Here is a 22,419-nt window from a genome sequence, read left to right as displayed (position 1 = left end):
CCTCACAGAACCTACTGTGCAATCCTGAATTCGATGCGCCGGTTCCTCGCCCGGCCATCGGCCGTGGCGTTGCTGGCCACGGGACGGTCCGGTCCCTGGCCCGACACCAGCACCGAATCGGCTACGACGCCCTTGCCGGCCAGGTAGGCGCGCACGGCTTCGGCGCGCGCCTGGCTCAGGGCCACATTGCTGGCGCGCAGGCCCGTGTCGTCCGTGTGGCCGATCACCTCCACCTTGCGGCCCCGCAGCCTGAGCATGGCGGCCGCCATCTCGTCGAGGATGGCCAGGCCCGCCGGCGTGATGGATGCCTTGCCGCTGTCGAATTCGATGATGCGTTTATCCAGCGCCGCATCGAGCAAGCCCTGCTCCGCCTCCGCCGCCTTGACCCGCAAGCCGTTGTTGACGACGTAGGTGGGATTGAGGCTGGTGGCGATGTCACTGGCGATCTGCTGGCGCTGCGCCTCGTTCGCCACTTCGCCGCGCACGCTGACGTTATTGCCGTCGATACTGATCTGCCCCCGTGAAATCAGCTTCAGGTGCGGCGCGATCAGCTTGTGCACGTAGGCGTTCCAGTTGGCCGGCACGGCCACGCTGCCGATGGCGATCTGGTCGACCACGCGCTCGGCGCCATACAGTTCGCGCAGGCGGGCCAGCACGGCCGCCTTGCCCGCCTCGTCGGCCAGGGTGCCCGTGACAAGGATCTGCCCCGGCATCGGTGTCTGGGGCGCTTGCGCCTGCGCGTGGCAGGGAGCGGCTGCAGCAAGCAGCAGGAGAATGACAGGATATTTCATCGCAATCCTTCAGACAAAGGTATCGGCAAACATGGCGCAGGCCGAGCGCAGCGACAGCTGTTCCTGCTGCAGGCAGGCGGAAAAACGGCGCAGCGCGGCATCGCGTCCCAGCTGCTCCTCGACCCAGTCGAGCTGATCGAACACGATCAGCCGTTCGCAGCCGGCCTGCGGATCGATCAGCGCGCGCAAGCCATGCGGGTCGGCGCCGCAAAAGCCGATCACCAGCACGGGCGCCTCGTCGAGGTGGGAAAAGAACAGCGCCAGTTCGAAATCAGCCAGGCTCAGAAAAGGCGCGATCAGGTGCAGCCACAAGCTGGCCACCAGCTCGCGCAGCTGCGCGTCCTGCGGCAGCGGCAGCACCAGGCTTTTTTCCAGGCGCGGCAAGCCGCTCTGGCGCACCGGCTGCAGCAGCATGCCCAGGCCCAGCAGCAGTTCGCGCACCGTCACGGGAAACGCGGGCGATGCCAGCAGCGTCTGCAAGCCGTGCACCGTCTGCGCCTGCAAGAAGGCAGCCAGCCGCGCCGCGTGATCAGGTGCCGCCGGTTCGACTTCGACCACGTTGCCGGCCAGCGCCAGCAGGGCCGGCCCCGGTTCTGCGCTGGCCACGATGCCTTGCGACAGCTGCTCCACCCGCTGCCACAGCGGCGCCAGCGCCAGCGGGCTGCAAGCGACAAAGGTCTCGGCGTCATCGACCTCCAGCGCGCCCATGGCCATGAAGGGAAAGCGCCGCAACGACTGGTCATTGCTCGCTTCCAGGCGCCCGGCGATGGCGCGCCGGCTGCGCGTGCCGACGAAGGCAAAGCGCAGCGGCGGCAAGGCGTCGTAATTGAGCTTCCAGCGCGGTTCCACCGTCAGGGCAGTCATGACCTGCGCCAGCCAGTCGTCGAGCAGCTGCACCAGCGCGTGATTGTCGCAAGCCTTGATGAAGTCGCCCCGCGCGGGAATCTTGCCAAAGTAGCCGAGGCGCACCTGCTGCGCCGCGCGCATCATGGCGAAACTCCGGGCATGACTGCGGCGGCGATGGCCTGCGCGGGAGACGCGGCAGAAGCACCGGGCGCGCCGACAATGGTCTCGGGCAGCTGCATGCCGCGAAAGCCCTGCTCCTGCACCGCCGGAGTCCCGCCCGCGCCGGTGCCCGTCGTCTCGGCGCTGCTGGTGATTTTCAGGTCGACCGCCACGGCCACCTCGCCGCGCGCCCAGCGCAGTTCGAACACGCCGCCCTCCTTGCGCTTCTTGGCCGCCGCGTCGATCATGCGCTTCAAGCCGAATTGCCCCGGCTCGTTGAACAGTTCCACCGTGCGCCCGTCGAAGGTGACGGCCGTGATGCGCGCGCCCTGCTGGCCCGCTGCGCCTTGCGGACCCGGATGGACCATGTTCGTCCACTGTGCCGGGGTGTTGCGGTAGCGCAGCTGCTGGCCGTCGATCTCCACCGTGTATTCCAGGGTGCCCGGCGCGGGCGACGGCTGGATCTGGAAGACGGTTTGCGCCGCCGTCGACGTGGCTGCCACGCCGCCCGCGCCCAGCGGCGCGATCCAGCCGGGGAAACGCGCCACCACCTGCGGCGACAGGCTGATGCCCATGTCGGCCCAGGTGCGCGGCGCCAGCACGTCGCCGCGCCGCACCACCAGCGGACCCATGGACGTGGTGACGAATTTCGCCACCAGGCCTTCCGGGCCGAAGAACTGGCCGATCTCGAGGTTGCTCGCCTCGATGCGCGCCGTGGGCGCGAATGGATATTTGTTGGCCAGCGATTTCTGGAACGGTTCATACACCTGCGCCGCCCAGGTCTTGTTGATATCGAGTTCGGCCGGCGCGACGATGACGGCAAAGGTCTGCATCAGCGGGCGCACGAGGATGGGGCGGATCGCCTGCTTTTGCGCGTCGCTCATCCCCGTGAGCACCTGCTCGTCGACCAGTTTCAGGGCGTCGGCCAGTTCGGAACCGCTGCCCTCCAGGGTCTGCTGCATGAACTGGCGCGCGCCCGGCCCCGCGTCGCCCTGGTTCTTCAGCTGGTTCAAACGGCTGCGCAGTTTCGACAGCGCTTCCAGATAGGCGCGCATCAGGGATGCATTGTTGTCCCTGGCCGCCACCAGCTTGCCCACGCCGGCAAATTCGCGCCCCACGGGACCCATGGGCTTGTCCAGGCGGGCCGGGTCGAGCTGCGCATTGAGAGCGGCGGGACTGGCCGTCAGCGGCGACGGCGCGCGGCGCAGCACGGTTTCCTTGAACCAGGCGACGATGCCCCGCTCGGCCTGGCGCAATTGGGCATTTTGCAGCGCCGGGTTGTCCCACGAGGTTTCCTGATAGATGGTCGTCAGCAGCCTGGCAATCGGCGACGACTGCGGGTCGCCCAGGCGGTTCATCGCCTGCACGGCGCCGTCAAAACCTTGCAGGTCGGCGACGGCCACGCCCTGCACGAATTTTTGCCACTCGCGCGCATAGTCGGCCTTGTACATGGCCACCAGGTTTTTCTCGATCTGCTCCGGACTGCCTTCCAGGGTCAGGTCGTCGGTGGAGGCGCTTTTCAGCACCCAGTCGGCGCTTTGCAGCTCGCGGTTGGCGGCATCGCGAAACGCGCCCTCGACGAACTTTTCCCAGGCCTGGCGCGTAAAGGCGCCGGAGACGGCGTAACTGCCCGCCAGCAGCGCCTGATCCTGTTCACCGACGATGCGCGCCACCGTCATGCCGGGAAAGCGCGTCGAGGCGCGCGCCTTGACGTCGGCATACACGCGCTCGCGCGCCGGCATGCCGCGCACCACGCGGCGCAGGTTTTCGCGCGCCTGGTCGACCAGCGCCAGCTTCTGCTCGATGCGCGGCCAGGACGGATCGCCGATCTGCGCCAGGTAGAACGTCAGCAGCCGTTCGGCGCTGCGTATCATCTGCTCGCGCGGCATGGCGCCCCGGTTGCCCTCCAGCCAGGCACGCCAGAAACGCGTCAGCTGGTCATTCAGGTGGCTGCTTTCCGCATGCGTCTTATCGGCCAGCATCAGATAGGTTTTCAGCGCGTTATAGGCATCTTCCACATTCGTCGCGCTGGCCGCCTGGTACTGGACGCTGCGCGGTGCCGCGGACGCTGCTGGCGCGGCGGCCGGCGTCTGCGGCGTGCGCGCCGTGGGCTGCAGCTGGTCCGCGCTGGCGTTCATTTCAAACAGCAAGGCTTCCAGCGCGCCCGCCACGGGGCCGAGCATGACCTGGCGCGCACCGGCAAAATATTCCTCGCGCAGCTTGCGTTCAAGCAGCTCGCCCTGGTACAGACCCAGGCGCAGGGACCACGGCCGTTGCGTGCGGTACGCTTCCAGCTGCTCGATGCGGTCCTGCAAGATCTCGAGCGCTTCCAGGCGCGACTGCAAGTCCAGGCGCCGCTCCTGCAGCTTCACCACTTTGGTTAAATCGGCCTCGACGTTGGCCACCAGTTGCCGGTTGCCCAGGTAGGACCAGCTCCAGCCGCCCAGGCAGGCGCCCAGCGACACCGTGGCGGCAAAGAACACGGCATATTTGAAGCGCAGCTTGGCACGGTTGGCATAGTTGGCCACCAGGTGCTTGTCGGCAAAAATCACCTTGCGGAACAGCTCCAGCAAGAAATAGCCATGCTGGCGCGCGCCGGACGGCGCCGCGGCCGGGGCCGGCGCGAAGGCCAGGTCGAAGCGGCGCGCCACCTGCTGCGAGGAGGCACTGACGGGCTCGCCTTCCTGCAGCGCGCTGGTAAAGTAAAAGCCGCGGAACACGGGCTGGAACTGGAACGGGTTTTCCTCGAACAGGGTGGCGATGAAGGCGCGCAAGGCCGGCTTGATGGCGGCAAACTCCAGCGGAAAGGTAAAGACGCCGGGCGCCATCGTCTTGCGTTGCCGGTGCGCCATGTTGGCCAGGCTCAGTTCCGTCAAGCCATCGTGCAATTCATCGAAACCCTGGTCGAAAAACGCCAGCAAATCGGCCGTGGGCAACTTGCGCTGGTACGGCATGGTGGCGCCCCAGACACGCTCGCGCTCGCTACGCTCGGCATCCGCGAAAAACTCCGTGAAGCCGGCGATCAGGTCCGCCTTGGTAAACACGATGTACAGGGGCGCGAATACTTCCAGGCGTTCGATGACATCCTGCACCCGCTTGCGCAGGCTGCGCGCCAGTTGCATGCCGACATCAGGGTCGCCTTTCAATTCGGCGATGCTGACGGCGATGAGGATGCCGTTGATGGGCGCCTTGCGCCGGTATTTTTTCAGCAGGTCGAGAAAGCCGAACCACTCGCCGCGATGCTCGTCGACGACGGAATAGCGTCCCGCCGTGTCGAGCACGATGCCGTCCGTGGTGAAAAACCAGTCGCAGTTGCGCGTGCCGCCCACGCCTTGCACGATCTTGCCGTCGGCAAAGGGAAACTGCAGGCCCGAATGCAGGATGGCGCTGCTCTTGCCGGCGGCCGGATTGCCGATGATCATGTACCACGGCAATTCGTACAAGGCGGCGGCGCCCGATTTGATACCCAGCTTGGACGTCTTGATGGTCTCGATGGCGGCCAGCATGCCCGTGCGCACGGCGTCGAGTTCCCCCCGCTGGGTGCTGCCGGCAGTGGATGCCGAAGCGGCTTGCGCGGCGGCGATCTCGGCTTCGTTGAGGATGGCCTGCCCCAGCGCCTGCGCATCGCGCCGCGCGCGGCGCCGGCGCCACAGCCACAGGCCCAGCCACGTGACAAAGGCCAGCAGCAGCAAGGCCAGGGCCCAGACCAGCGCCACTTCCAGCACTTCAGCGCCCAGGTACAGGAACACGGCCAGCGCCATGAAGCCGAGGATGGTCAGATTGCGGCTGTCGGTGAGGAAATGCCAGATTCTTCGCAGCATGATGAGCCCAGGGTGAGGTCGCAAAGCAGGAGGAACGCCGCCGCGCAGCGAGGCGGATTCGGCCCATGCTGACAGCAATGCGGCGCGCCTTTGTTGACATATGACAAGTACCAGGTGCCAGCGCGCGGCAGGCGCTGGGCTGCCATTGACGCCGCGCAAGCAAGCTTGCAGCGGTGAAAATCAGGCCGAAACCCGGCGCTAGAATGACTGGCGCGGCTTACTTGCCCAGCACGCGCGGTTGCGGCAATTCCGTGTGGCCAAAATCCATCATGGTCCAACGCCCACCCCAGCGCAGGCCCACCGATTCGGCCGTCACGCCATATAAACGGTAGCCGCGCATGGCCCAGGCATTTTTTTCAGAAATGATGAGCTTTCCTTCATGCATGAATGCGCAATCGGCCGCCAGGCCATACTGGTGATAGCTTTGAAACGCCCTCGCGTTCGTCACGTTCGGGCCGGCCGCCGCCAATTGGTCCTGGCGCGCAGGGCTGCGATAGCCTTCCAGCAAGACCATGTCGTAGCCATGCACGTCTTTCATGATCTTGAAGACCAGCAGCAGGCGCTGCGCGAAATCGTGGTCGAGCAATTGCCAGTTGCGGCTGGCGCCGCCCAGCAGCGGGCGCAGCTGCGTTACTTCCGCCGTGGAAAACAGCAGCGGCGGCAAGGTCGGCGGCGGCACCAGCTGTTCGCCTTTCAGCAAGTCGCTGACCTGGTCATTGATCGCGTGTTGCTGGTCAGCATAGCCGCGCAAGGCGATGCGGTCGCTGGACAGCCAGGCCAGCAGCGGCGGCACGATGACCAGCACGCTGCCCGCCAAACTCAGCCAGCGATGCAGCCACAGCAGCTGCCAGGTGCGCGCCATGCCCGAGCCCGTGTGCCGCTGCACGCGTTGCCACCGCGCGCCGCTGCCGCCCTTCAGGTGCTGCGCGCGCCGCTGCATGCGCCAGCCCAGGTTGACGAGCGTGTGCAGCACGATGGCGCGGCCGCCGGGAAACAGCAGCAGCCAGCAGGCAAGACAGGCGAGCAGGAAATACATCAAGACCAGGGCGACGAACATGGGCGCTCCGTGACGGGAATAGCGGGGGCCGGGCAGCATGCTCGGCGGCATCGCTAGATCGTAGGCGTCCGCGGTCCGCATGAGCGCGGTTTACATCAAGGTCAGTCGAGTTTGTTCCACTGCGGAGGTGATATTTTGTCTTTACTGAAAAACGGGGATGGCCAGGCGCGCAGCCCTGACCTGTTGAGCAAGACCGGCGCGGCTGGCGCGCGCATCGAAGGCAAGGGCATCCTGTCGCAGCTCGAACACGGCATCGCCGCGCCTGTGGCCAGACCTGCACTGCGCTGGCGCCCCGGCTGGCGGCACTGGGCTGCTGGCGCGCTGTGCCTGGCGCTGCTGATCACTGCCGTGCTCGCGTATGACACGGACGCCCTGCCCCTGCCGCCGGCGCCCGTCACGGCCGTGACTGAGGCTCCGCCCGCAATGCCGGCGCCAACGGTGCCGCCGCACGCGGCGCAGGCGGCCACCATCGTCAATACGGCGGGACCGCCCTTGCCTGCGATGGCCGCCACGACAGCAAGCGCACCGCACAAGACGCTACCGCCCGTGCGCCAGGCCGCCGCGCGCCCTCAGGGGCCGAGGCCGGTTGCCGCGCCCGGCGATAGCGACGTGACCTTGCTGACGGCGATGGTGGCCCATGCGCACCGGCAAGAAAGCACGGCAGTGTCCGTGCGCGACGTGGTGCTGCGCCAGCGGGAGGGGGAGCAGGAAACGGCGGAACTGTTGCGGCGCTGTCAGCAGCTGGGCCTGATCGAAGGCATGCTGTGCCGCTCGCGCATCTGCTCGGGCCGCTGGGACAGCGATCCCGCCTGCCATTGATGGGGGTTGCCGGCGGTTGACGACCCTCAGGCGCGCTCGGACACTTCGATCAGGTTGCGGTCCGGGTCGCGCAGATACACGGAGCGGATGGGCCAATTGGCGCCCGTGCGGGCCACCGGTCCCTCCTCGATGCCAATCCCCAGCGCCGCCAGGTGGGCGATGAACGCGTCGAGCGGCACGGCGGCGATGAAGCACAGGTCCAGCGAGCCGGGCGTGGGCAAGTCCGCCTTGGGCAGGAATTCCTTGCCGGCCTCATGCAGGTTGATTTTTTGCGCGCCAAACTTGAAGGCATGGCGGCCGGCGCCAAACGTTTCCAGCTGCATGCCCAGCACGCGCGTATAGAAATCGATGCAGGCGGGCTTGTCGCGGGTGGTCAATACCAGGTGATCCAGGTGGTCTATCATACAGTTCTCGGGTGAGTGGCCGCATCCATGCGGCCTTGCAAAAAACCTTCCATCAGCGCCAGCAGTGCCTGCGGCTGCTCCTGGTGCGGCGTATGGCCGCACTGCTCGACAATGGCGGGCACGGCGTTGAGCGCCTGCGCCACGATCGTGTCGACCTGGGCCGCGCTGCCGTACTGGTCCTCGCTGCCCTGCACCACCAGCGCCGGACATTCGACGGAGGGCAGCAGGTATTCGATGTTCCAGAACTGGAAACCATAACTGAGCCAGGTATCCGACCAGGCCTTGAAGATGGTCTCCGTCTTGTCGCCATGGTATTTCGCCAGCGCGCGCAGCTTGCCCGCGCCAAACGCCGCATCCGCCAAGCGTATGCCGTCGAGCGTGATGCCCTCGACAAACACGTGCGCCGCTTCGGTGATGATGCCGCGCAAGCGCGGCGGCTGCTGCGCCGCATAGATCAGGGCAATGCTGCCGCCATCGGAGTGGCCGACGAGAAAATGGTCCTGTCCCGGCAGCAGTGCCGCGAGCACCTGCGGCAGCTCGCACAGCGCGTAGTCGTGCAAATAATGGAGTTGGCGGCGCGCCGCCAGCGGCGACGACTGCCCATAGCCATGGCGGTCATACAGCAAGCCGCGGCACCCCGTCGCCTGGCATAGCTGCGCGGGGAAATCTTTCCACATCGCACAGCAACCGAGTCCCTCGTGCAGGAATACCAGGCAAGGCTTGGCGGGGTCGCCTTCGATCAATTCGTAATAGATATCGGTTTCGGCGCTCAGGTTCAGTATCGGCATGGGCTAGGCTCGCATCGGCAGGTCGGCTGGGCCTATTGTGCCATTGTCCTGCACGGCATGCGTGGCGCCCCGTAAAAATAGCCTACTGGAAAAGATATTCCCGCCTGCCTGCAAGGTGTTTGCGCCAGCACAAGTGAGCGCCGTTTTTCCGGCGGCGCCGCGCGCTTTTTGCCCGCGCGTTTGCCTAGAATGGCTTACTCCAACAGCATGGAGCAGACGGCTACCTTATCAGCCAGGACGTGACACTGGCCGTCACGGCAACAGATAAGGCGTCTTGCCGCACGACGACAGGCGCGGCGTCCAAACTATCGATCAGGAGTACATCATGGAAATGAAAGTAGAACACCGCACCGGCAGCAACCTGGCACTGGAAGAAACCGATGCGCCGATGGAACAGGAAGGCAAGAGTGCAAAAGGCGCGGCAGCACAAGACTTGAACCTGAGCCCCGCCGCCTTCACCACCTATTACACGTGGACGGCCAATGGCGTGCATCCTTCGGTCAACTTCGCCAATGCCAATGTGAAGGCCAATTCGCGCGTATTGCTCAACATCAGCGAGTATGCCGCGACGCCACAGGACCGTTTCATCGGCGCCGCCCGCATGGCCGTGTACAACATCGCACCGTATAACGGCGGTTTCCGGGCCTGGGTGGATATCTCGTGGGGCAGCCCGCTGAAGGTGCGTTTCGACGTGTTTGTGGATCCCTGATCCGGGAAACACTGCGCGCGCTCCCGCCACCAGCGGGCCGGCATCGCGCACGTCGCCAAGGCACTGAAGCAATGGCCAGCGCGAACGGGAAACCGTGCGCGCATGACAAAAGGGCCACGTGTTGCCACGTGGCCCTTTGCTGCTGCTTGTTCTGGCTCCCCGACCTGGACTCGAACCAGGGACCTGCGGATTAACAGTCCGTCGCTCTACCAACTGAGCTATCAGGGAAAGGAGGCCGAATTATATACGTCAAAATTTCCCATGTCCAGTTTCAATCTGCATGGCCAGCAAAACAGGCCGCCAGCGAGCCAGCCTCGCCAGATGGCAGGGTCCGTCTGCGCTGCGCCACGCAAGATAGTAGAATAGCCAGGCCTTAGCGACACGCAAGGCGCACAACCGCATGCCGGCAGCGGGGCGTCAACCACGCCGCCACGCGGACATGCGCTTGCAAGGTTCGCCTTGCCCCTGGCTTACTGCTCTCATCCGATATGACAGAATCAAGCGCAACCCTGGTGGACCAACCCGGCAGCGGCGACAGCTCGGCGGAAATTGCCGAGCATATGGCGGCCGCCATCGTGGCGCGCCAATTGCCGCCCGGCACGCGGCTGCGCGAAGAGGCGCTGTGCCGGCTGTATGGCGTCAGCCGCACCAAGATCCGCGCCGCCCTGCTGATACTCTCGAAAGACAAACTCATACGCATGGTGCCCGACAAGGGCGCCTTCGTCAGCCAGCCAACGGAGGCGGAGGCACGCGACATCTTTGCCGCGCGGCGCATCATCGAGGCGGCCCTGGCGCGCGAATTCGTCGCGCGGGCCAAAGCTGCCGACTACCGGATGCTGGAGCGGCACCTGAAAGCGGAACGCCAGGCGCTGGCACGGGACACGCCGCTGCGCTCGCAACTGCTGGGCGACTTCCACGTATTGCTGGCCGATATCGCCGGCAACGCCGTGCTGCGCGACATCGTGCGCGAACTCGTGGGCCGCAGTTCGCTCATCACCATGCTGTACCAGTCCGGCCACGACGCGGCCTGCTCTTGCGACGAACACGGCCGCTTTCTCGACGCGGCGCGCAGCGGCGACGCCGACCTGGCGGCGCGCCTGATGGTCGAGCACCTGGCGCATGTGGAAGCAGCGTTGCGCTTCGACGGCAGCGCCGGCGACCACAAGAAAGACCTGGTGGCCGCGCTGCTGATGTAAGAGCCTATCCCAGTAGGGAGCGTCTTCTGCTGGCAGCGGATCAGGAGCGCGGACAAGGCGTGAGGAGGACGCGTGGCGAGCCACGCAACGACGAACAACGCAGTCCCCGCTTTTGAGGGGCGCCAGCAGCGGATGTATTCATCTACTGGGATAGGTTCTCAGCCGCCCATCAAAAAAGGCCGCCGATGCGGATGCACGGGCGGCCTTGTCACAAGCGACGGCAACTGCTTGCCGGCAAACTTGCTATTCGCCCAAGTAGATAAACTTGAACAGGAAAATGGCGGCGATGATGTAAGCCACCACCGATACCTGCTTGCCCTTGCCCGTCAACAGTTTCAAGACGGCATAGGTGATGAAGCCGAACGCCACGCCGCTGGCCACGGAATAGGTAAACGGCATCATCAGCGCCGTGATGGCGGCAGGAATGCTTTCCGTACTATCATCCCAGTCGATGAAGGTCAGTTCGCGCAGCATCAGGCAGGCCACGTACAGCAGCGCGGGCGCCGTCGCGTACGGCGGCACCGTGTGCGCCAGCGGGGCGAAGAACAGGCTGCCCAGGAACAACAATGCAACTGCCACGGCCGTCAAGCCCGTGCGGCCGCCCGCTTGCACGCCGGCAGCGCTTTCCACGAAGGCCGTCGTGCTCGACGTACCCAGGCAGGCGCCGGCGGCAATCGCCGTGCTGTCGGCCAGCAAGGCCTTGTTCATGCGTTCCATCTTGCCGTCTTTCAACAAGCCGGCGCGGTTGGCCACGCCCATCAAGGTGCCCGTCGCATCGAACAATTCCACCAGGAAAAACACCAGCACCACGTTGACGATGCCGATCGACAGCGCGCCCATGATGTCGAGCTTGAACAAGGTCGGCTCGATGGCGGGCGGCGCCGAAACGATGCCGTTGAACTGGTTGCCGCCAAAGAAGAAGCTGGCGACGGTGATGGCGAGGATGCCGATCAGGATGGCGCCCGGCACTTTCAGGCGGTCCAGCGCGACGATGATGAAGAAACCGAGGATGGCCAGGATGGGCGCCGCCTGGTGCAAGTCGCCCAGGGCGATGATGGTGGCCGGGTTCGACACCACCACGCCCGCGCTTTTCAGGGAAATGATGGCCAGGAACAGGCCGATACCGACCGTGATGGCCGTGCGCAACGCGGGCGGGATGCTGTTGATGATCATTTCGCGCACCTTGAACAGGCTGACGAGGATAAACAGGCAGCCGGAAATGAAGACGGCGCCCAGCGCCACTTCCCAGCTCATGCCCATGCCCTTGACCACCGTGTACGAGAAGTACGCATTCAGGCCCATGCCCGGCGCCAGCGCGATCGGGTAGTTCGCGTACAGGCCCATGATCAGGGTGCCGATGGCGGCCGCCAGGCAGGTGGCGACGAAAACGGAGTCTTTCGGCATGCCCGCGTCGCCGAGGATGGACGGGTTGACGAAGATGATGTAGGCCATCGTCAGGAACGTGGTCAGGCCGGCCAGCAGCTCCGTGCGCACATTGGTCCCGTTGTCCTTCAGTTTGAAATAGCGTTCCAGGAACTGCATGATTAACCCCTTGTTTTGGTAAAACCGGGCGCCTGCGTGTGGCCAGTGCGCCTCTTTTTATGACGAAATGACTACTTTCCCGCTGCGCCGGCCGGCTTGAAGGCCCACCAGCGGCTGCCCGCAAAATTCCAGACCAGCCCGATGCCCGTCGCCAGCACCTGCGCCAGCCAGTAATACCAGCCCAGCTGGTGTACCAGCAGCCACATCAGGCCCGTATTGATGCACCAGCCGATGCCCAGCAAGGTGAAATACTTGCTGGCCGCCTCGCCATGGCCCTTGTCGCTTTTAAACGTGAAAAAGTAATTGAGGAGGTAGTTGACGACGGAACCGAGGATGTAGCCGATGCCGGACGCGGCGGCGGCGCTGATGCCGGCCCATTCCACGCCGCCCCACAGCACGCTGTATTGCACAGCCGTGCCGGAAGCGCCGACGGCGGCGAAACGTAAAAATTGGTGATGCAGGGAATGGGACATTGTCAATTTTCAAATAAGACGAAAACAATCGCCAGGATCAGGCCAGAATAAAAAATGGCTACGATTGCTCGTAACCATTTTTCAGCCTGCATTTTACTGCAAGTTGCGCCCAACGTTCATATTCGCCGCCGTTTAGACACTTACAACGCCTAACAAAACCGTAGCGAGCGGAAGGAAGTTGTGGTTGAGAAGCGCAACTGTACGAAGTACGGGGCCGCCGAGGCAGTGAGCATCGCAGACCGCAAATTACGACGCGCAGCAGGTTTTGATAGGCGTACTTATTCCTTGCGCTGGCGGCGCCGGCGCAGCCAAACGAACAGCGCGATCAGCAGCAAGATTCCCACTATGCCGCCCGGTAGCATGAACGGCTGTGCACGCGCCAGCACGGGCTTCTCGCCGCCGCTGCGCGCCTGCGCCACGTAGGCCGGCGTGACGGATACATCGGGGTTGCCGTACTGTTTCAATACGTAATTGGCGATCGAGGCGATCTGCTCGTCCGTCAATGGCTGCACGTAGGAACGCTGGTCGAAACGGGGCATGAACGCTTCGTGTTCTTCCCCTTCGATCTTGCGCTCGACGCCAAACAACATGGCCGAGACCAGATTGGCCGGCGTGTTGCCGCCCGTCGCCGTGTTGTGGAACAGGGCGGGATACGCCTGCCCCGTGCTGCCGGCGCCGCTGGCCGAATGGCAGCTGGCGCAGTAGCCGAAAAACAGCACGGCGCCACTGTTGAGCGAATGGTGCTCGGTGGAACCGGCCATGCCGCGCAGCAACGGCTCTTCGCTGGCGGCGCTGCCATGGCTGAAGGCAGCTTTCGTTTGCCCAGGCGCGCGCACGGGTGGCACCGTGCGCAGCCAGGCCACGATGGCCGCCACGTCGTCGTCGCGCAAAAATTGCAGGCTGTTCTGGATGGCTTCGGCCATGCCGCCCGCCGCCTGTCCCTTGCCTTCCACGTGACCCGTCTTCAGGTAGGCCGTGAGTTCCGCATCCGTCCACGCGCCGATGCCGCTGACCTTGTCGGACGTGATGTTCGGCGCATGCCAGGAACCAAGCGACGCGCCGGCCAGGGTCTGGCTGCCGATTTCCGCCATCAGCGCGTTGCGCGGCGTGTGGCAGGCGCTGCAGTGGGCCAGGCCTTCGGCCAGGTAGGCGCCGCGGTTGATCTGCGCGCTCTTCGCCGGGTCCGGCACGAAGCGTTTATTGTCGAGGAACAAGGTATTCCAGCCCAGCATCGACAAGCGCACATTGAACGGGAATGGCAGGGCCGTCTGGCGCGCCGGCTCATCGACGGGCTTGACGGCCTGCATGAAGTAATAATACAGGTCGCCCACGTCCGCATCCGTCAGCTGCACATAGCTGGTGTAGGGCATGGCCGGATACAGATGGCTGCCGTCGGCGCGCACGCCTTCCCGCAGCGCGCGCGCAAAGTCGGCTTCCGTGTAGTGGCCGATGCCGCCTTGTTTCGACGGCGTGATGTTCGTCGCGTAGATCGTGCCCAGCGGAGAATCGATGGCGTAGCCACCCGCATACGGCTTGCCGCCCGCTGCCGTATGGCAAGCCATGCAATCGGCCGCGATGGCCAGGTAGCGACCCCGCTCCAGGCGCGCATCGGGACTGGCAGCCGAAGGCGCGGCCGGGCGGTCCGGCGTCAGGGTGACAGGCGGTGCCGGTGGCACAGCGTGGGCGGCCAGCGGCAAGCCGGCCACCAGCGCCAGGCTCAGTAATAAACGGCGCATCATGCTGCCTCCCTTGCCAGGGTGCGGGCGATGTCGTCGGCCGCGCGCAAGCCGAGCGCTGCCATGCTGAGGGTGGTGTTGACCACGCTGGCCGACGGCATGGCGCCGCCGCCCGGCAGCCACAAATTGGCATGGTCGTGCGCGCGGCAATTGCCGTCGACCACAGAATCGGCACGGTTACTGCCCATGATGACGCCGCCCATGATGTGGTTGTTCGCGTTCAGGCTCTCGGTGATATGGAATTCCACGGCGCCGAACAGCTTGCCGATGTGCTCGAGCTGCGCATGCGCGGCCTTCGCGCCATTGCGCACGTAATCGCCCACGTCATAGTAAATGTCGGGACAGGCCAGGCCCAGCGGGTCCTTGCGCGTCTTGCTCAAGGTCAAGCGGTTATGCGCTTCGGGCAGCGGTTCCAGGCTGATCGACAAGTCCACGCCAAACGCGGCGCGGCGGCGGATTTCATCGTCGAGGTCCTTGCCCACCAGGCCCAGCTTCAACGACTGCTGCGTAGCGGGTCCGACGCGGGTGATATTGTTCAGGATCATCTTGTTGGCCGAATACTGCGCGCGGAAGGCACCGTCGCGCGGGCCCACCAGGCAGCTGCTCTGCGCAGGACCACGGCCCGTCCAGATCGGTTCATTGGCGAGGAAAGTACAGTGGAAACCCGAGTGGTCCATCATGTTGCGGCCGACTTGATCGGAACTGTTGGCGATGCCGTTCGGATTGTTCTGGTTGGCCGCCAGCAGCAGCAAACGCGGTGTTTCAATGCCGTTGCAGGCAATCACGAAAGCCTTGCCCGTCGCCATATGCGACTGTTTCTTCGCGTCATACCAGTGCACGGCCGTCACGCGGTTGTTCTGGTCCGTGTCGATGCGGTAGACGACGGCCTCGGCCAGCACGCCCGCGCCCTTCAGCTCGGCCCGCTCCACGTGGTGGATGCCGTTGTACATGGCGCCGATGGGGCAGATCGGCTGGCAATTATTATTGCCGCAGCAGGTCGGGCGGCCCTGCCATGGGCGCGTCGAGCGGCCTTGCGGGATCGGCACGGAGCGGTAGCCGTGCGGGTTGACCACTTCGGCGAAGCGCTTGTCGCCATAGCCCCAGGGCACCATGTCCATCGGGTACGGCGCGCTGCGTTCGCTGGGCGACTGCAAGGCGGGATCGTTGGGGCCGGCCACGCCCATTTCCTGCTCGGCGCGGCAATAGTACGGTTCCAGCTCATCGTAGGAAATGGCCCAGTCGCGCCCCACCCCGTAATCGCTTTTCATGCGCATGTCGGACGGCAAGTGGCGCCAGCACGACGCGGCCCAGTGCCAGGTGGTGCCGCCCACCGTGCGCAGATAGCCCTGCTGGAAACTGCTGCCGCTGGGGCCGGACAATTCCACGTAGTTATTCTTCGGAAAATACAGCGGCGCGGGCGCGTTGTCCGCCTGCGGATACAGGCCCTGGAAGTCGGAACCGACGCGGTTCTCGAACGGCATGTTGCGCCAGTTTTCCACGGCTTGGCCACGCTCGATGCGCAGGCCCGCTTCCAGCATGATCACGGAATGGCCCTGCGCGGCCAGCTGGTCGGCCATCATGGCGCCGACGACGCCAGTACCGACGATGACGACATCGGCGACGACGTCGCCATTACTCTTGAATTGGGGTGATTTCATTTTGCTTGCTTGCCTTTCGGTTCGGGAGTGCCGGTGGTGGCCGGGGCCGGTACGGGTTTTGGCGCCACGGGCGCGGAGACGCGCACGGCCGGCGGCGCCTTCAGCCACCACAAGGGGCCGTAATTGCAATAGGTCGGCACGACCTGGCCATCGGCCACCGTGCGGTACATCAACGCTTCCGCATACGCAACGACGATGGATTTCGTGCCCTGCGCCGCGTTGCCGGCGACAGTGCCCGTGTACCAGGCGGCAACGATGGCCAGCGCCAGTTCGCGCAGGCCGGTGTCCGCGGCGCTGGCGGCCGCCAGCAGGGCTTTCGCTTCCTGGCCCGTGACGAGCAGCGCGCCCAGTTGCGGCAAGCGCTCGGCAAAGCCGGGCACGTTCGTGCGCATGGCTTGCTCGATGCGCGCCGCCGTGTCGGCGGACAAATCGCGGTGGCCCGTGATCGTTTGCGACAAGGTGTAGAACAGCATGGTGACGGGCGCCAGGCCGGGTGCCGGAGCGCTGGCCGGCGCCTGCATGGCGGCGGACAGGGGATTGCTCCAGAAACCTGCCTGCGCCAGCAAGGCGGCCAGGCCGATCAGGGCGTGGCGGCGGCTGATGCGGGGAAGGGATGAAACGGATGTTGCAGATGGTTCGCTGCCTGGATGGTTCATGAGACTCCCGCAAGACTTGTTGTTTTATTGACTTCGATGATTGCGCTACATTGCATTTGCGCATATATGGAACCGGTTCCATATTATCCTACAGAAGTAAATTGTCTGCCAATGTAGTATTACGACTGAGACACTGGCTGGTGCAATTCCTGGATGGATTCAGGCGTGTCGCGCACGCTAAACGCCAGTCCCGGCTGGCCGCCCAGGCGGTAATGGAAGTCGAGCACGCTGCCGCCAGCCAGGGCCGGCTTGCCCGGCAGGGCCAGGGGCAGGTTCAGGCTGCAGTCATGGTCGCCCAGGACGATGTCGCCATGCACGCGGATGCGCGTCAGCAGGCGCGGCGCCTGCTCCAGCACGTCAGGCAGGCGGATGCTGGCGGCCGGCAAGCTCTCGCCCTGCTCGTCCTGCCAGGCGCGCAGGGCGTCACCATCGAGGGCAAACACGCAGCCCCAGTCGGTGCACGGTGCATCCGGCGCGCGCCGGTCCAGGCCCAGGTGCACGGTAACGGACGCCGGCAGCAGCGCCGCCGCAGGCGCTTGCGCGTGCAGATTGCGCAGGATGGCCACCTGCGGCTCCTTACCCAGCGCCGTATTCATGGTTTCGCTGACGATCACGTCCGGCATGGCGCCGCCAGCAATGCGGTAGGCGGCCGCGTCGGCGCAAATGTATGCCGTGACATGGCGATCCAGGCCCAGGCTTGCAATCAGTTCGCGCGCATAGGCCAGGGTCTCGGCATGCACGTCGAGGATGGCAAACTGCACCAAGTCCGCATCCAGCATGGCCATCACCGGCAGGGCCAGCAAGGCGAACGGGCCGCAGCCCGCATACAGCACGCGCACGGGCCGGCCACCACTCACCTCCAGGCGCTCGCGCACGGCCAGGGCCAGGCCCTGGATGAAGGCGGCGCTGCGGTACGGCTCGCGCGCGCACAGGCCCGCCTGCACGGGCGAGATGGCCCAGCCGCTGGGAAGAAAGCTTTCGCCGTCGCGCAAACCGTCCTGCCGGTCCATGGGCAGGCGCGAATGGCGTTCGACGAGCTGGCGCAGCTGCACCGTTTCGCCGACTAGGCTTGCCAGCGAGCGCTGCGGATCGCACAGCGCAGCCGCGATGGTGGCCAGTTCCGCGCGTGCCGGATTCATGCGAGACTCCACTGGCAAGGCGGGATAAAGACAGAATGCATGGCGGCTTCCTTGAAATGATTGCAAGTACGCGGAAAAATTGGCAGCATAGCAAATAACTGTACGCCTGTTAATTTATCTCCAGCCGCAAACACCTACCGGAGCATCGATGCACGCCTTGCCGCTTTCCGACCTCACCCTCGTCCTCGCCAGCCTGCCCACCCCCTACCAGTTGCGCGTCCAGCGCGACGACGACGATGGCTTTGCCGCCGCGCTGTACAGTTCCACACGCGGCGACTTGCGCCAGATGCCGGCCGAGCCCGCCGTCATCGAACAGCTGATCGCCATGCAGCAGCGCATGCAAAGCCACGGCTACCGCCAGGCGTATCCACACGCCGCCTACCTGGTGCTGCAGCACGGCGATACCCCCATCGGCCGCCTGATCCTGGACCGCCAGGATCAGGTGCTGCACCTGGTCGACATCGCCATCCTGCCCGCCGCGCAAGGCCAGGGCGCCGGCAGCGCCGTGCTGCGCGGCCTGCAGGCGCAAGCGGGCGCGGAGCAATGGCAGATCCACCTTGCCGTCAACAAAAGCAACGCCGCCGCGCGCACCCTGTACCAGCGGCTGGGCTTTCGCCTGCGCGGGGAAAACGAGGTGCAGGAGCAATTGGAATGGAGCGCGCCATAGTGCCGGCGCAACATATCCCCAGCAGCTGGCTGCAGCTGCCGCTGCACTTCGACGTGGCGCGCATGCAGGGCGACAGCGACCAGTTCGCCACGGACGAGTGGATCAGCCATTTCAATACGGGGGCCTACGACCAGGGCTGGAGCTGCGTGCCGCTGCGCTCGCCCGGCGGTGCAGCCGACAACATCATGCCCGTCGACGGCGCCGCCTACGCAGGCACGCCGCAACTGGCGCGCTGCCCCTGCCTGCGCGAAGTGCTTGCCAGCTTCGCATGCGAGATCCGCGCCGCGCGCCTGATGGCGCTGGCGCCGGGCGCCATCATCCGCGCGCACCGCGACGCCGGCACGTCGCTGGCCGACGGCTTGATCCGCATCCACATCCCCATCCACACTTCGCCGCAGGTGCTGTTTACCATCGATGGTGAAACTGTCCACTTCACGGCTGGCCACGCCTGGTACATGGACGCCAGCTGCCTGCACGCGGTGCACAACCGGGGCACGACGCCGCGCATCCACCTCGTGCTCGACTGCGTCACCAATGCCTGGCTCGAAGCGCTGTTCGCCTCGGCGGGATTCGTGCCGAAAGCGGCCCACAAGTATGGCGACCCCGGCATCCACGATGGCAATGTGCGGGCCGTCATCGCCCAGCTGCGATTGTCGCCCTCGCCTGCCAGCCTGGCACTGGCCAGGGAATTGGCCGCCCTGGCCGCCTTGGCAGACGGGAGCGCGCCGTGAGCGCCGCGCCGGGCCTGGCCCAGCAAGAACGCCTGCTGGCCAGGGGCGAGACGGTGGCATGGCACGAGGGCATGGATCTGCGCGGCTGGTATCCGCTGTACGTGGAGCGCGGCGATGCGCTGGCGGACGCTGCCATGTGCTGGCGCGAGCTGGGACAAACGGCTTTCAGCGACGCCTTCTTTGTCAATACGCTGACGCGCCAGCCGCACGAGGAGCGCCGCGTCTGCCGCACGCCGCTGGCCGCGCTGGCGACGCCCGGCGATTGCCTGGCGCCCGACGCCTTCATCTTCCACGTCTCGCGCTGCGGCTCAACCCTGCTGAGCCAGCTGTTGGCGTCCTTGCCGCAATGCATAGTCATGTCCGAGCCGCCCGTTATCGACTCGCTGCTGCGCCTGCATCACGACAGCGGCGACCCGGCGGCCAGCATCACCCTGCTGCGCCAGGCCATCCTGGCACTGGGCCAGCGCCGCTCCGGCGAAGAATCACACTTCATCATCAAGTTCGACTGCTGGCACATCCACAGCCTGGACTTGCTGCGGCAAGCATTTCCCGGCACGCCCTGCCTGTTCGTCTACCGCGAACCGCTGGCCGTGCTCGCCTCGCACCAGCGCCAGCGCGGGCCGCAAATGGTGCCCGGCATGCTGCACCCGGCACAGCTGCCGCTGCCCGCGCACCAGCTGGCGCCGGGCGATATCGACGGTTATACGGGCCTGGTGCTGGCCAGCCTGCTCAACGCCGCCCTGCCCCATGCGGCCGCCGGCCAGTTGCAGTTAATTAACTACAAGCAATTGCCAGGCATCCTCTTCAGCGATTTATTGACCCGCTTCGGCATCGCCACTACAGCGACGCAGTTGCAAGCGATGCGCGCGCGCGGCGGCGTGCATGCGAAATACGGCACCGTCTACCGCGGCGATCCGCCAGTGCCAGCAGCAGACGGCCTGGCCGCCATCGCCGCGCAATTGCAACCAGGCTATCTGGCGCTGGAAGCGTTGCGGCTGCATGCCGGGCAAAGCCAATGACTTCCATGAAACCCAACTCTGACAAGGAGGCATGTCGACGTACCCGCTGAAGACCATGCGATAGATAGCTGTTCAACTACGGCGCAATCCCCGCGTGCAATGCGCCGCCCTTACAAGCAACCTGAAACTGACCCTCACACCATGATAAAAAAAATGACATTGGCAGTGCTCTTGACCGCCCTGATTCCCTTCTACGCATGCCAGGCGCAAACCACGGCGGAAGCGAAACCGGCTTCCGCGGAAGTCACCACCACCCTGACACCCGATATTGGCGGCATCAAGCAAGTGGTGGAAATCAGGACGGACGACGCGAACAAGCCCGTGCTGCTATTTTTATCCGGCGGCCCGGGAAGCTCCATGATCAAGGGGGCGGATGCCTTTACGAATCTCCTGAAAAGCAGATTTACGATTGTGCAATGGGACCAGCGGGATGCCGGAAAAACCTTGAAACTGAATCCCTCCCCCACGCAGCCATCCGTCGGGCAGATGGAGCAGGATACGTATCAAGTCATCCAGTTTCTGCGCAAGGAGTTAAAGCAGGACAAAATATACTTGCTGGGCAGTTCCTGGGGCAACGTCCTGGGCTTTGATATCGTCAAGCGTCACCCGGAACTGCTGCATGCCTATTTCGCGTCGAATCCTGTCGTGAGCCAGCTGGAAAGCGAGAAGGAATTGCTGCAAGCCTTGAAAGTGCATTTCAAGGACAATGCCGTCGCCAGCCAGGAGCTGAACAGCATCAATTTTCCGTTTGCAAGTGACGAAAGCATGTTTTATTTAAGGAAATGGCTTTTTTACAAGGATGGCAAGGCATTTGCGACGAGCGAAGGGTTCAAGACGGGTTTTCTGCAATGGTCAAAAACCTGGTCGCCCGTCTGGAACGAGGTCATGAACATTGATTTGCCCAAGACCTTGAAGAGCGTTGACTGCCCCGTGTATTTCTTCGTCGGCAAAAACGATATCCAGACCTCGACCAGGATCACGCAGGCGTATTTCGAGACCTTGAAGGCGCCAAGGAAGGGCTTGTTTTTCTTCGAGCATTCCGGGCATCAGATACACCAGGATGAACCGGTGCAATTTCAAGAAGCCATCATCAAGACATTGGATGCGACTGCCAAGTTCTGATACGACGCCCCATGACATGGGGCCCTTTTCGAGGGCCGGCGCACTAGCCGGCGTACTGCCGGCCTAGTCGCCGGCAATGCTCGCCGCGGCCTTGCGGATCAGCAACGCCACCGCGTGGGCTTGCGAAATGTAAATGGCATGGCTGCCGGCAACTTCGACCACCTTCGAGCCCGCACGTCCGGCCATCGCGCGCTGCATCGCCGGCGCTATCATCTTGTCCTCGCTGGCGACCATGTACCAGCTGGGCTTGCTCCTCCACGCTGGCGCGCTGACCACGCCGGTCAAGGCAGCCATCCCCCAGGGCACCTGCGATGCCGCCATGAAGCGGGCCTTGTCCCTGGGCACATCGGCCGCGAAGGCGGCGGCAAACTTTTTCTGGTCGAGCAACAGGAAACCATCGTGCGGCGGCAAGATCGGCGGCACCGGCGCGCCGGGCGGGGCATTCTTCAGCAAGGAATCGACAGACTCGCCCTGGTCCGGCACAAAGGCCGCGATGTAGACCAATGCCTTGACCCTGGGGTCGTTCCCCGCTTGCGTGGCCACGGCGCCCCCATACGAATGACCGACTAGGACCACGGGGCCCGGTATTGCGGCGATGACCCGCTGGGTCGCGGCCACGTCGTCCGCCAGCGATAGCGTTGGATTTTGCACAATGGCAACGTAACAGCCTTCATCACGCAGTGCCCGGTAAACGCCTTCCCAGCCCGATCCGTCGACAAAACCGCCATGCACGAGCACGATCGTTGCCGATCCAACACTGGTAACCTCATCCATGTCAGCCTCTCCACGCAGTTGAAAGCGATGACATATCCGCCAACGCCTTATCTCCTTTAGCTTATCGCCGGATGCCAGGCGGTCTATGCGGTGGATCAAGCGCAGGCGACACGGGCGTCGCACGCGGGCCCTGCAACGCAAAAAGCCCAACCGGTGAAGGCTGGGCTTTTTGCTACTGCGTGTTCTGGCTCCCCGACCTGGACTCGAACCAGGGACCTGCGGATTAACAGTCCGTCGCTCTACCAACTGAGCTATCAGGGAAAAGAGGCCGCATTCTATAGGGTAAATTTTACGGTGTCCAGATTTCCCCCA

At 64.6% G+C, this 22,419-nt stretch carries 20 protein-coding genes and 2 tRNA genes; 7 read left to right on the top strand and 15 right to left on the bottom strand.

Features of this window, described 5'->3' with window-relative positions:
• Nucleotides 1-11 precede the first annotated feature (11 nt).
• The 4 genes from IGS58_RS06865 to IGS58_RS06850 form a co-directional block, all read right to left on the bottom strand.
• On the bottom strand, nucleotides 12-791 hold the full coding sequence (locus IGS58_RS06865; RefSeq protein ID WP_230520931.1) for an OmpA family protein: 780 nt from the start codon (nucleotides 789-791) through the stop codon (nucleotides 12-14).
• A gap of 9 nt (nucleotides 792-800) precedes the next feature.
• Complete coding sequence (gene tagF / locus IGS58_RS06860; RefSeq protein WP_176385052.1) at nucleotides 801-1,781, bottom strand: type VI secretion system-associated protein TagF; 981 nt, start codon at nucleotides 1,779-1,781, stop codon at nucleotides 801-803.
• Nucleotides 1,778-5,617: a type VI secretion system membrane subunit TssM gene (tssM, locus tag IGS58_RS06855; RefSeq protein WP_230520930.1), complete on the bottom strand. Its 3,840-nt coding sequence runs from the start codon at nucleotides 5,615-5,617 to the stop codon at nucleotides 1,778-1,780. Before tssM ends, tagF begins: the two co-directional genes overlap by 4 nt.
• A 217-nt stretch (nucleotides 5,618-5,834) precedes the next feature.
• Complete coding sequence (locus IGS58_RS06850) at nucleotides 5,835-6,674, bottom strand: M15 family metallopeptidase (RefSeq protein WP_230520929.1); 840 nt, start codon at nucleotides 6,672-6,674, stop codon at nucleotides 5,835-5,837.
• Between the two features lie 135 nt (nucleotides 6,675-6,809).
• On the opposite strand from IGS58_RS06850, the gene IGS58_RS06845 reads away from it, so the two are divergent.
• Nucleotides 6,810-7,493 (top strand): hypothetical protein, encoded by a 684-nt coding sequence (locus IGS58_RS06845; protein WP_230520928.1) that lies wholly within the window; start codon nucleotides 6,810-6,812, stop codon nucleotides 7,491-7,493.
• Nucleotides 7,494-7,519: 26 nt separating this feature from the next.
• Here the strand turns inward: IGS58_RS06845 and IGS58_RS06840 are convergent, their stop codons facing one another.
• Both IGS58_RS06840 and IGS58_RS06835 read right to left on the bottom strand, forming a co-directional pair.
• Nucleotides 7,520-7,897 carry a VOC family protein gene (locus IGS58_RS06840; RefSeq protein WP_034787247.1) on the bottom strand — a complete coding sequence of 126 codons (378 nt, stop codon included), beginning with the start codon at nucleotides 7,895-7,897 and terminating at the stop codon, nucleotides 7,520-7,522.
• A complete protein-coding gene (locus IGS58_RS06835; protein WP_230520927.1) occupies nucleotides 7,894-8,685 on the bottom strand; it encodes an alpha/beta fold hydrolase in 792 nt (263 codons plus the stop codon). The genes IGS58_RS06840 and IGS58_RS06835 overlap by 4 nt, the downstream gene beginning before the upstream one ends.
• A gap of 325 nt (nucleotides 8,686-9,010) precedes the next feature.
• On the opposite strand from IGS58_RS06835, the gene IGS58_RS06830 reads away from it, so the two are divergent.
• Nucleotides 9,011-9,394, top strand: coding sequence for a hypothetical protein (locus IGS58_RS06830; RefSeq protein WP_225317379.1), 384 nt, complete (start codon nucleotides 9,011-9,013; stop codon nucleotides 9,392-9,394).
• 152 nt (nucleotides 9,395-9,546) lie between these two features.
• Here IGS58_RS06830 and IGS58_RS06825 read toward each other — a convergent pair.
• A tRNA-Asn gene (locus IGS58_RS06825) sits at nucleotides 9,547-9,622 on the bottom strand.
• Between the two features lie 260 nt (nucleotides 9,623-9,882).
• Between IGS58_RS06825 and IGS58_RS06820 the strand changes: the two genes are divergently transcribed.
• Nucleotides 9,883-10,590, top strand: a complete 708-nt coding sequence (locus IGS58_RS06820) for a GntR family transcriptional regulator (RefSeq protein ID WP_052140687.1) — start codon at nucleotides 9,883-9,885, stop codon at nucleotides 10,588-10,590.
• Between the two features lie 243 nt (nucleotides 10,591-10,833).
• Here the strand turns inward: IGS58_RS06820 and IGS58_RS06815 are convergent, their stop codons facing one another.
• The 6 genes from IGS58_RS06815 to IGS58_RS06790 all read right to left on the bottom strand — a co-directional run bounded on the left by IGS58_RS06815 (nucleotide 10,834) and on the right by IGS58_RS06790 (nucleotide 17,794).
• Nucleotides 10,834-12,132 (bottom strand): NCS2 family permease, encoded by a 1,299-nt coding sequence (locus IGS58_RS06815; protein WP_070255747.1) that lies wholly within the window; start codon nucleotides 12,130-12,132, stop codon nucleotides 10,834-10,836.
• Between the two features lie 71 nt (nucleotides 12,133-12,203).
• Nucleotides 12,204-12,605 (bottom strand): GtrA family protein, encoded by a 402-nt coding sequence (locus tag IGS58_RS06810; protein ID WP_034788967.1) that lies wholly within the window; start codon nucleotides 12,603-12,605, stop codon nucleotides 12,204-12,206.
• Between the two features lie 278 nt (nucleotides 12,606-12,883).
• Complete coding sequence (locus tag IGS58_RS06805) at nucleotides 12,884-14,344, bottom strand: c-type cytochrome (RefSeq protein ID WP_230520926.1); 1,461 nt, start codon at nucleotides 14,342-14,344, stop codon at nucleotides 12,884-12,886.
• A complete protein-coding gene (locus IGS58_RS06800) occupies nucleotides 14,341-15,999 on the bottom strand; it encodes a GMC family oxidoreductase (RefSeq protein WP_070255750.1) in 1,659 nt (552 codons plus the stop codon). Before IGS58_RS06800 ends, IGS58_RS06805 begins: the two co-directional genes overlap by 4 nt.
• Nucleotides 15,996-16,655 (bottom strand): sugar dehydrogenase complex small subunit, encoded by a 660-nt coding sequence (locus tag IGS58_RS06795; protein WP_070255753.1) that lies wholly within the window; start codon nucleotides 16,653-16,655, stop codon nucleotides 15,996-15,998. Before IGS58_RS06795 ends, IGS58_RS06800 begins: the two co-directional genes overlap by 4 nt.
• 119 nt (nucleotides 16,656-16,774) lie before the next feature.
• Nucleotides 16,775-17,794: a hypothetical protein gene (locus IGS58_RS06790; RefSeq protein WP_230520925.1), complete on the bottom strand. Its 1,020-nt coding sequence runs from the start codon at nucleotides 17,792-17,794 to the stop codon at nucleotides 16,775-16,777.
• 148 nt (nucleotides 17,795-17,942) lie between these two features.
• Here IGS58_RS06790 and IGS58_RS06785 point away from each other — a divergent pair, with 148 nt between their 5' ends.
• From IGS58_RS06785 to IGS58_RS06770, 4 genes are all read left to right on the top strand, one after another.
• Complete coding sequence (locus tag IGS58_RS06785; RefSeq protein WP_230520924.1) at nucleotides 17,943-18,461, top strand: GNAT family N-acetyltransferase; 519 nt, start codon at nucleotides 17,943-17,945, stop codon at nucleotides 18,459-18,461.
• Nucleotides 18,446-19,192: an aspartyl/asparaginyl beta-hydroxylase domain-containing protein gene (locus tag IGS58_RS06780; protein WP_230520923.1), complete on the top strand. Its 747-nt coding sequence runs from the start codon at nucleotides 18,446-18,448 to the stop codon at nucleotides 19,190-19,192. The genes IGS58_RS06785 and IGS58_RS06780 overlap by 16 nt, the downstream gene beginning before the upstream one ends.
• Nucleotides 19,189-20,211, top strand: coding sequence for a sulfotransferase (locus tag IGS58_RS06775; protein ID WP_230520922.1), 1,023 nt, complete (start codon nucleotides 19,189-19,191; stop codon nucleotides 20,209-20,211). Before IGS58_RS06780 ends, IGS58_RS06775 begins: the two co-directional genes overlap by 4 nt.
• Before the next feature lie 99 nt (nucleotides 20,212-20,310).
• Nucleotides 20,311-21,333 carry an alpha/beta fold hydrolase gene (locus IGS58_RS06770; RefSeq protein ID WP_230520921.1) on the top strand — a complete coding sequence of 341 codons (1,023 nt, stop codon included), beginning with the start codon at nucleotides 20,311-20,313 and terminating at the stop codon, nucleotides 21,331-21,333.
• A gap of 63 nt (nucleotides 21,334-21,396) precedes the next feature.
• Here the strand turns inward: IGS58_RS06770 and IGS58_RS06765 are convergent, their stop codons facing one another.
• Nucleotides 21,397-22,107, bottom strand: coding sequence for an alpha/beta hydrolase (locus tag IGS58_RS06765; protein WP_230520920.1), 711 nt, complete (start codon nucleotides 22,105-22,107; stop codon nucleotides 21,397-21,399).
• Between the two features lie 185 nt (nucleotides 22,108-22,292).
• A tRNA-Asn gene (locus IGS58_RS06760) sits at nucleotides 22,293-22,368 on the bottom strand.
• Nucleotides 22,369-22,419: the final 51 nt, after the last annotated feature.

It is taken from the genome of Janthinobacterium sp. EB271-G4-7A, from assembly GCF_020858075.1.
Lineage (GTDB): Bacteria > Pseudomonadota > Gammaproteobacteria > Burkholderiales > Burkholderiaceae_D > Janthinobacterium > Janthinobacterium lividum.
Note: the sequence above shows the minus strand (reverse complement) of the source record. Positions and strands in the feature narration are given on the sequence as shown.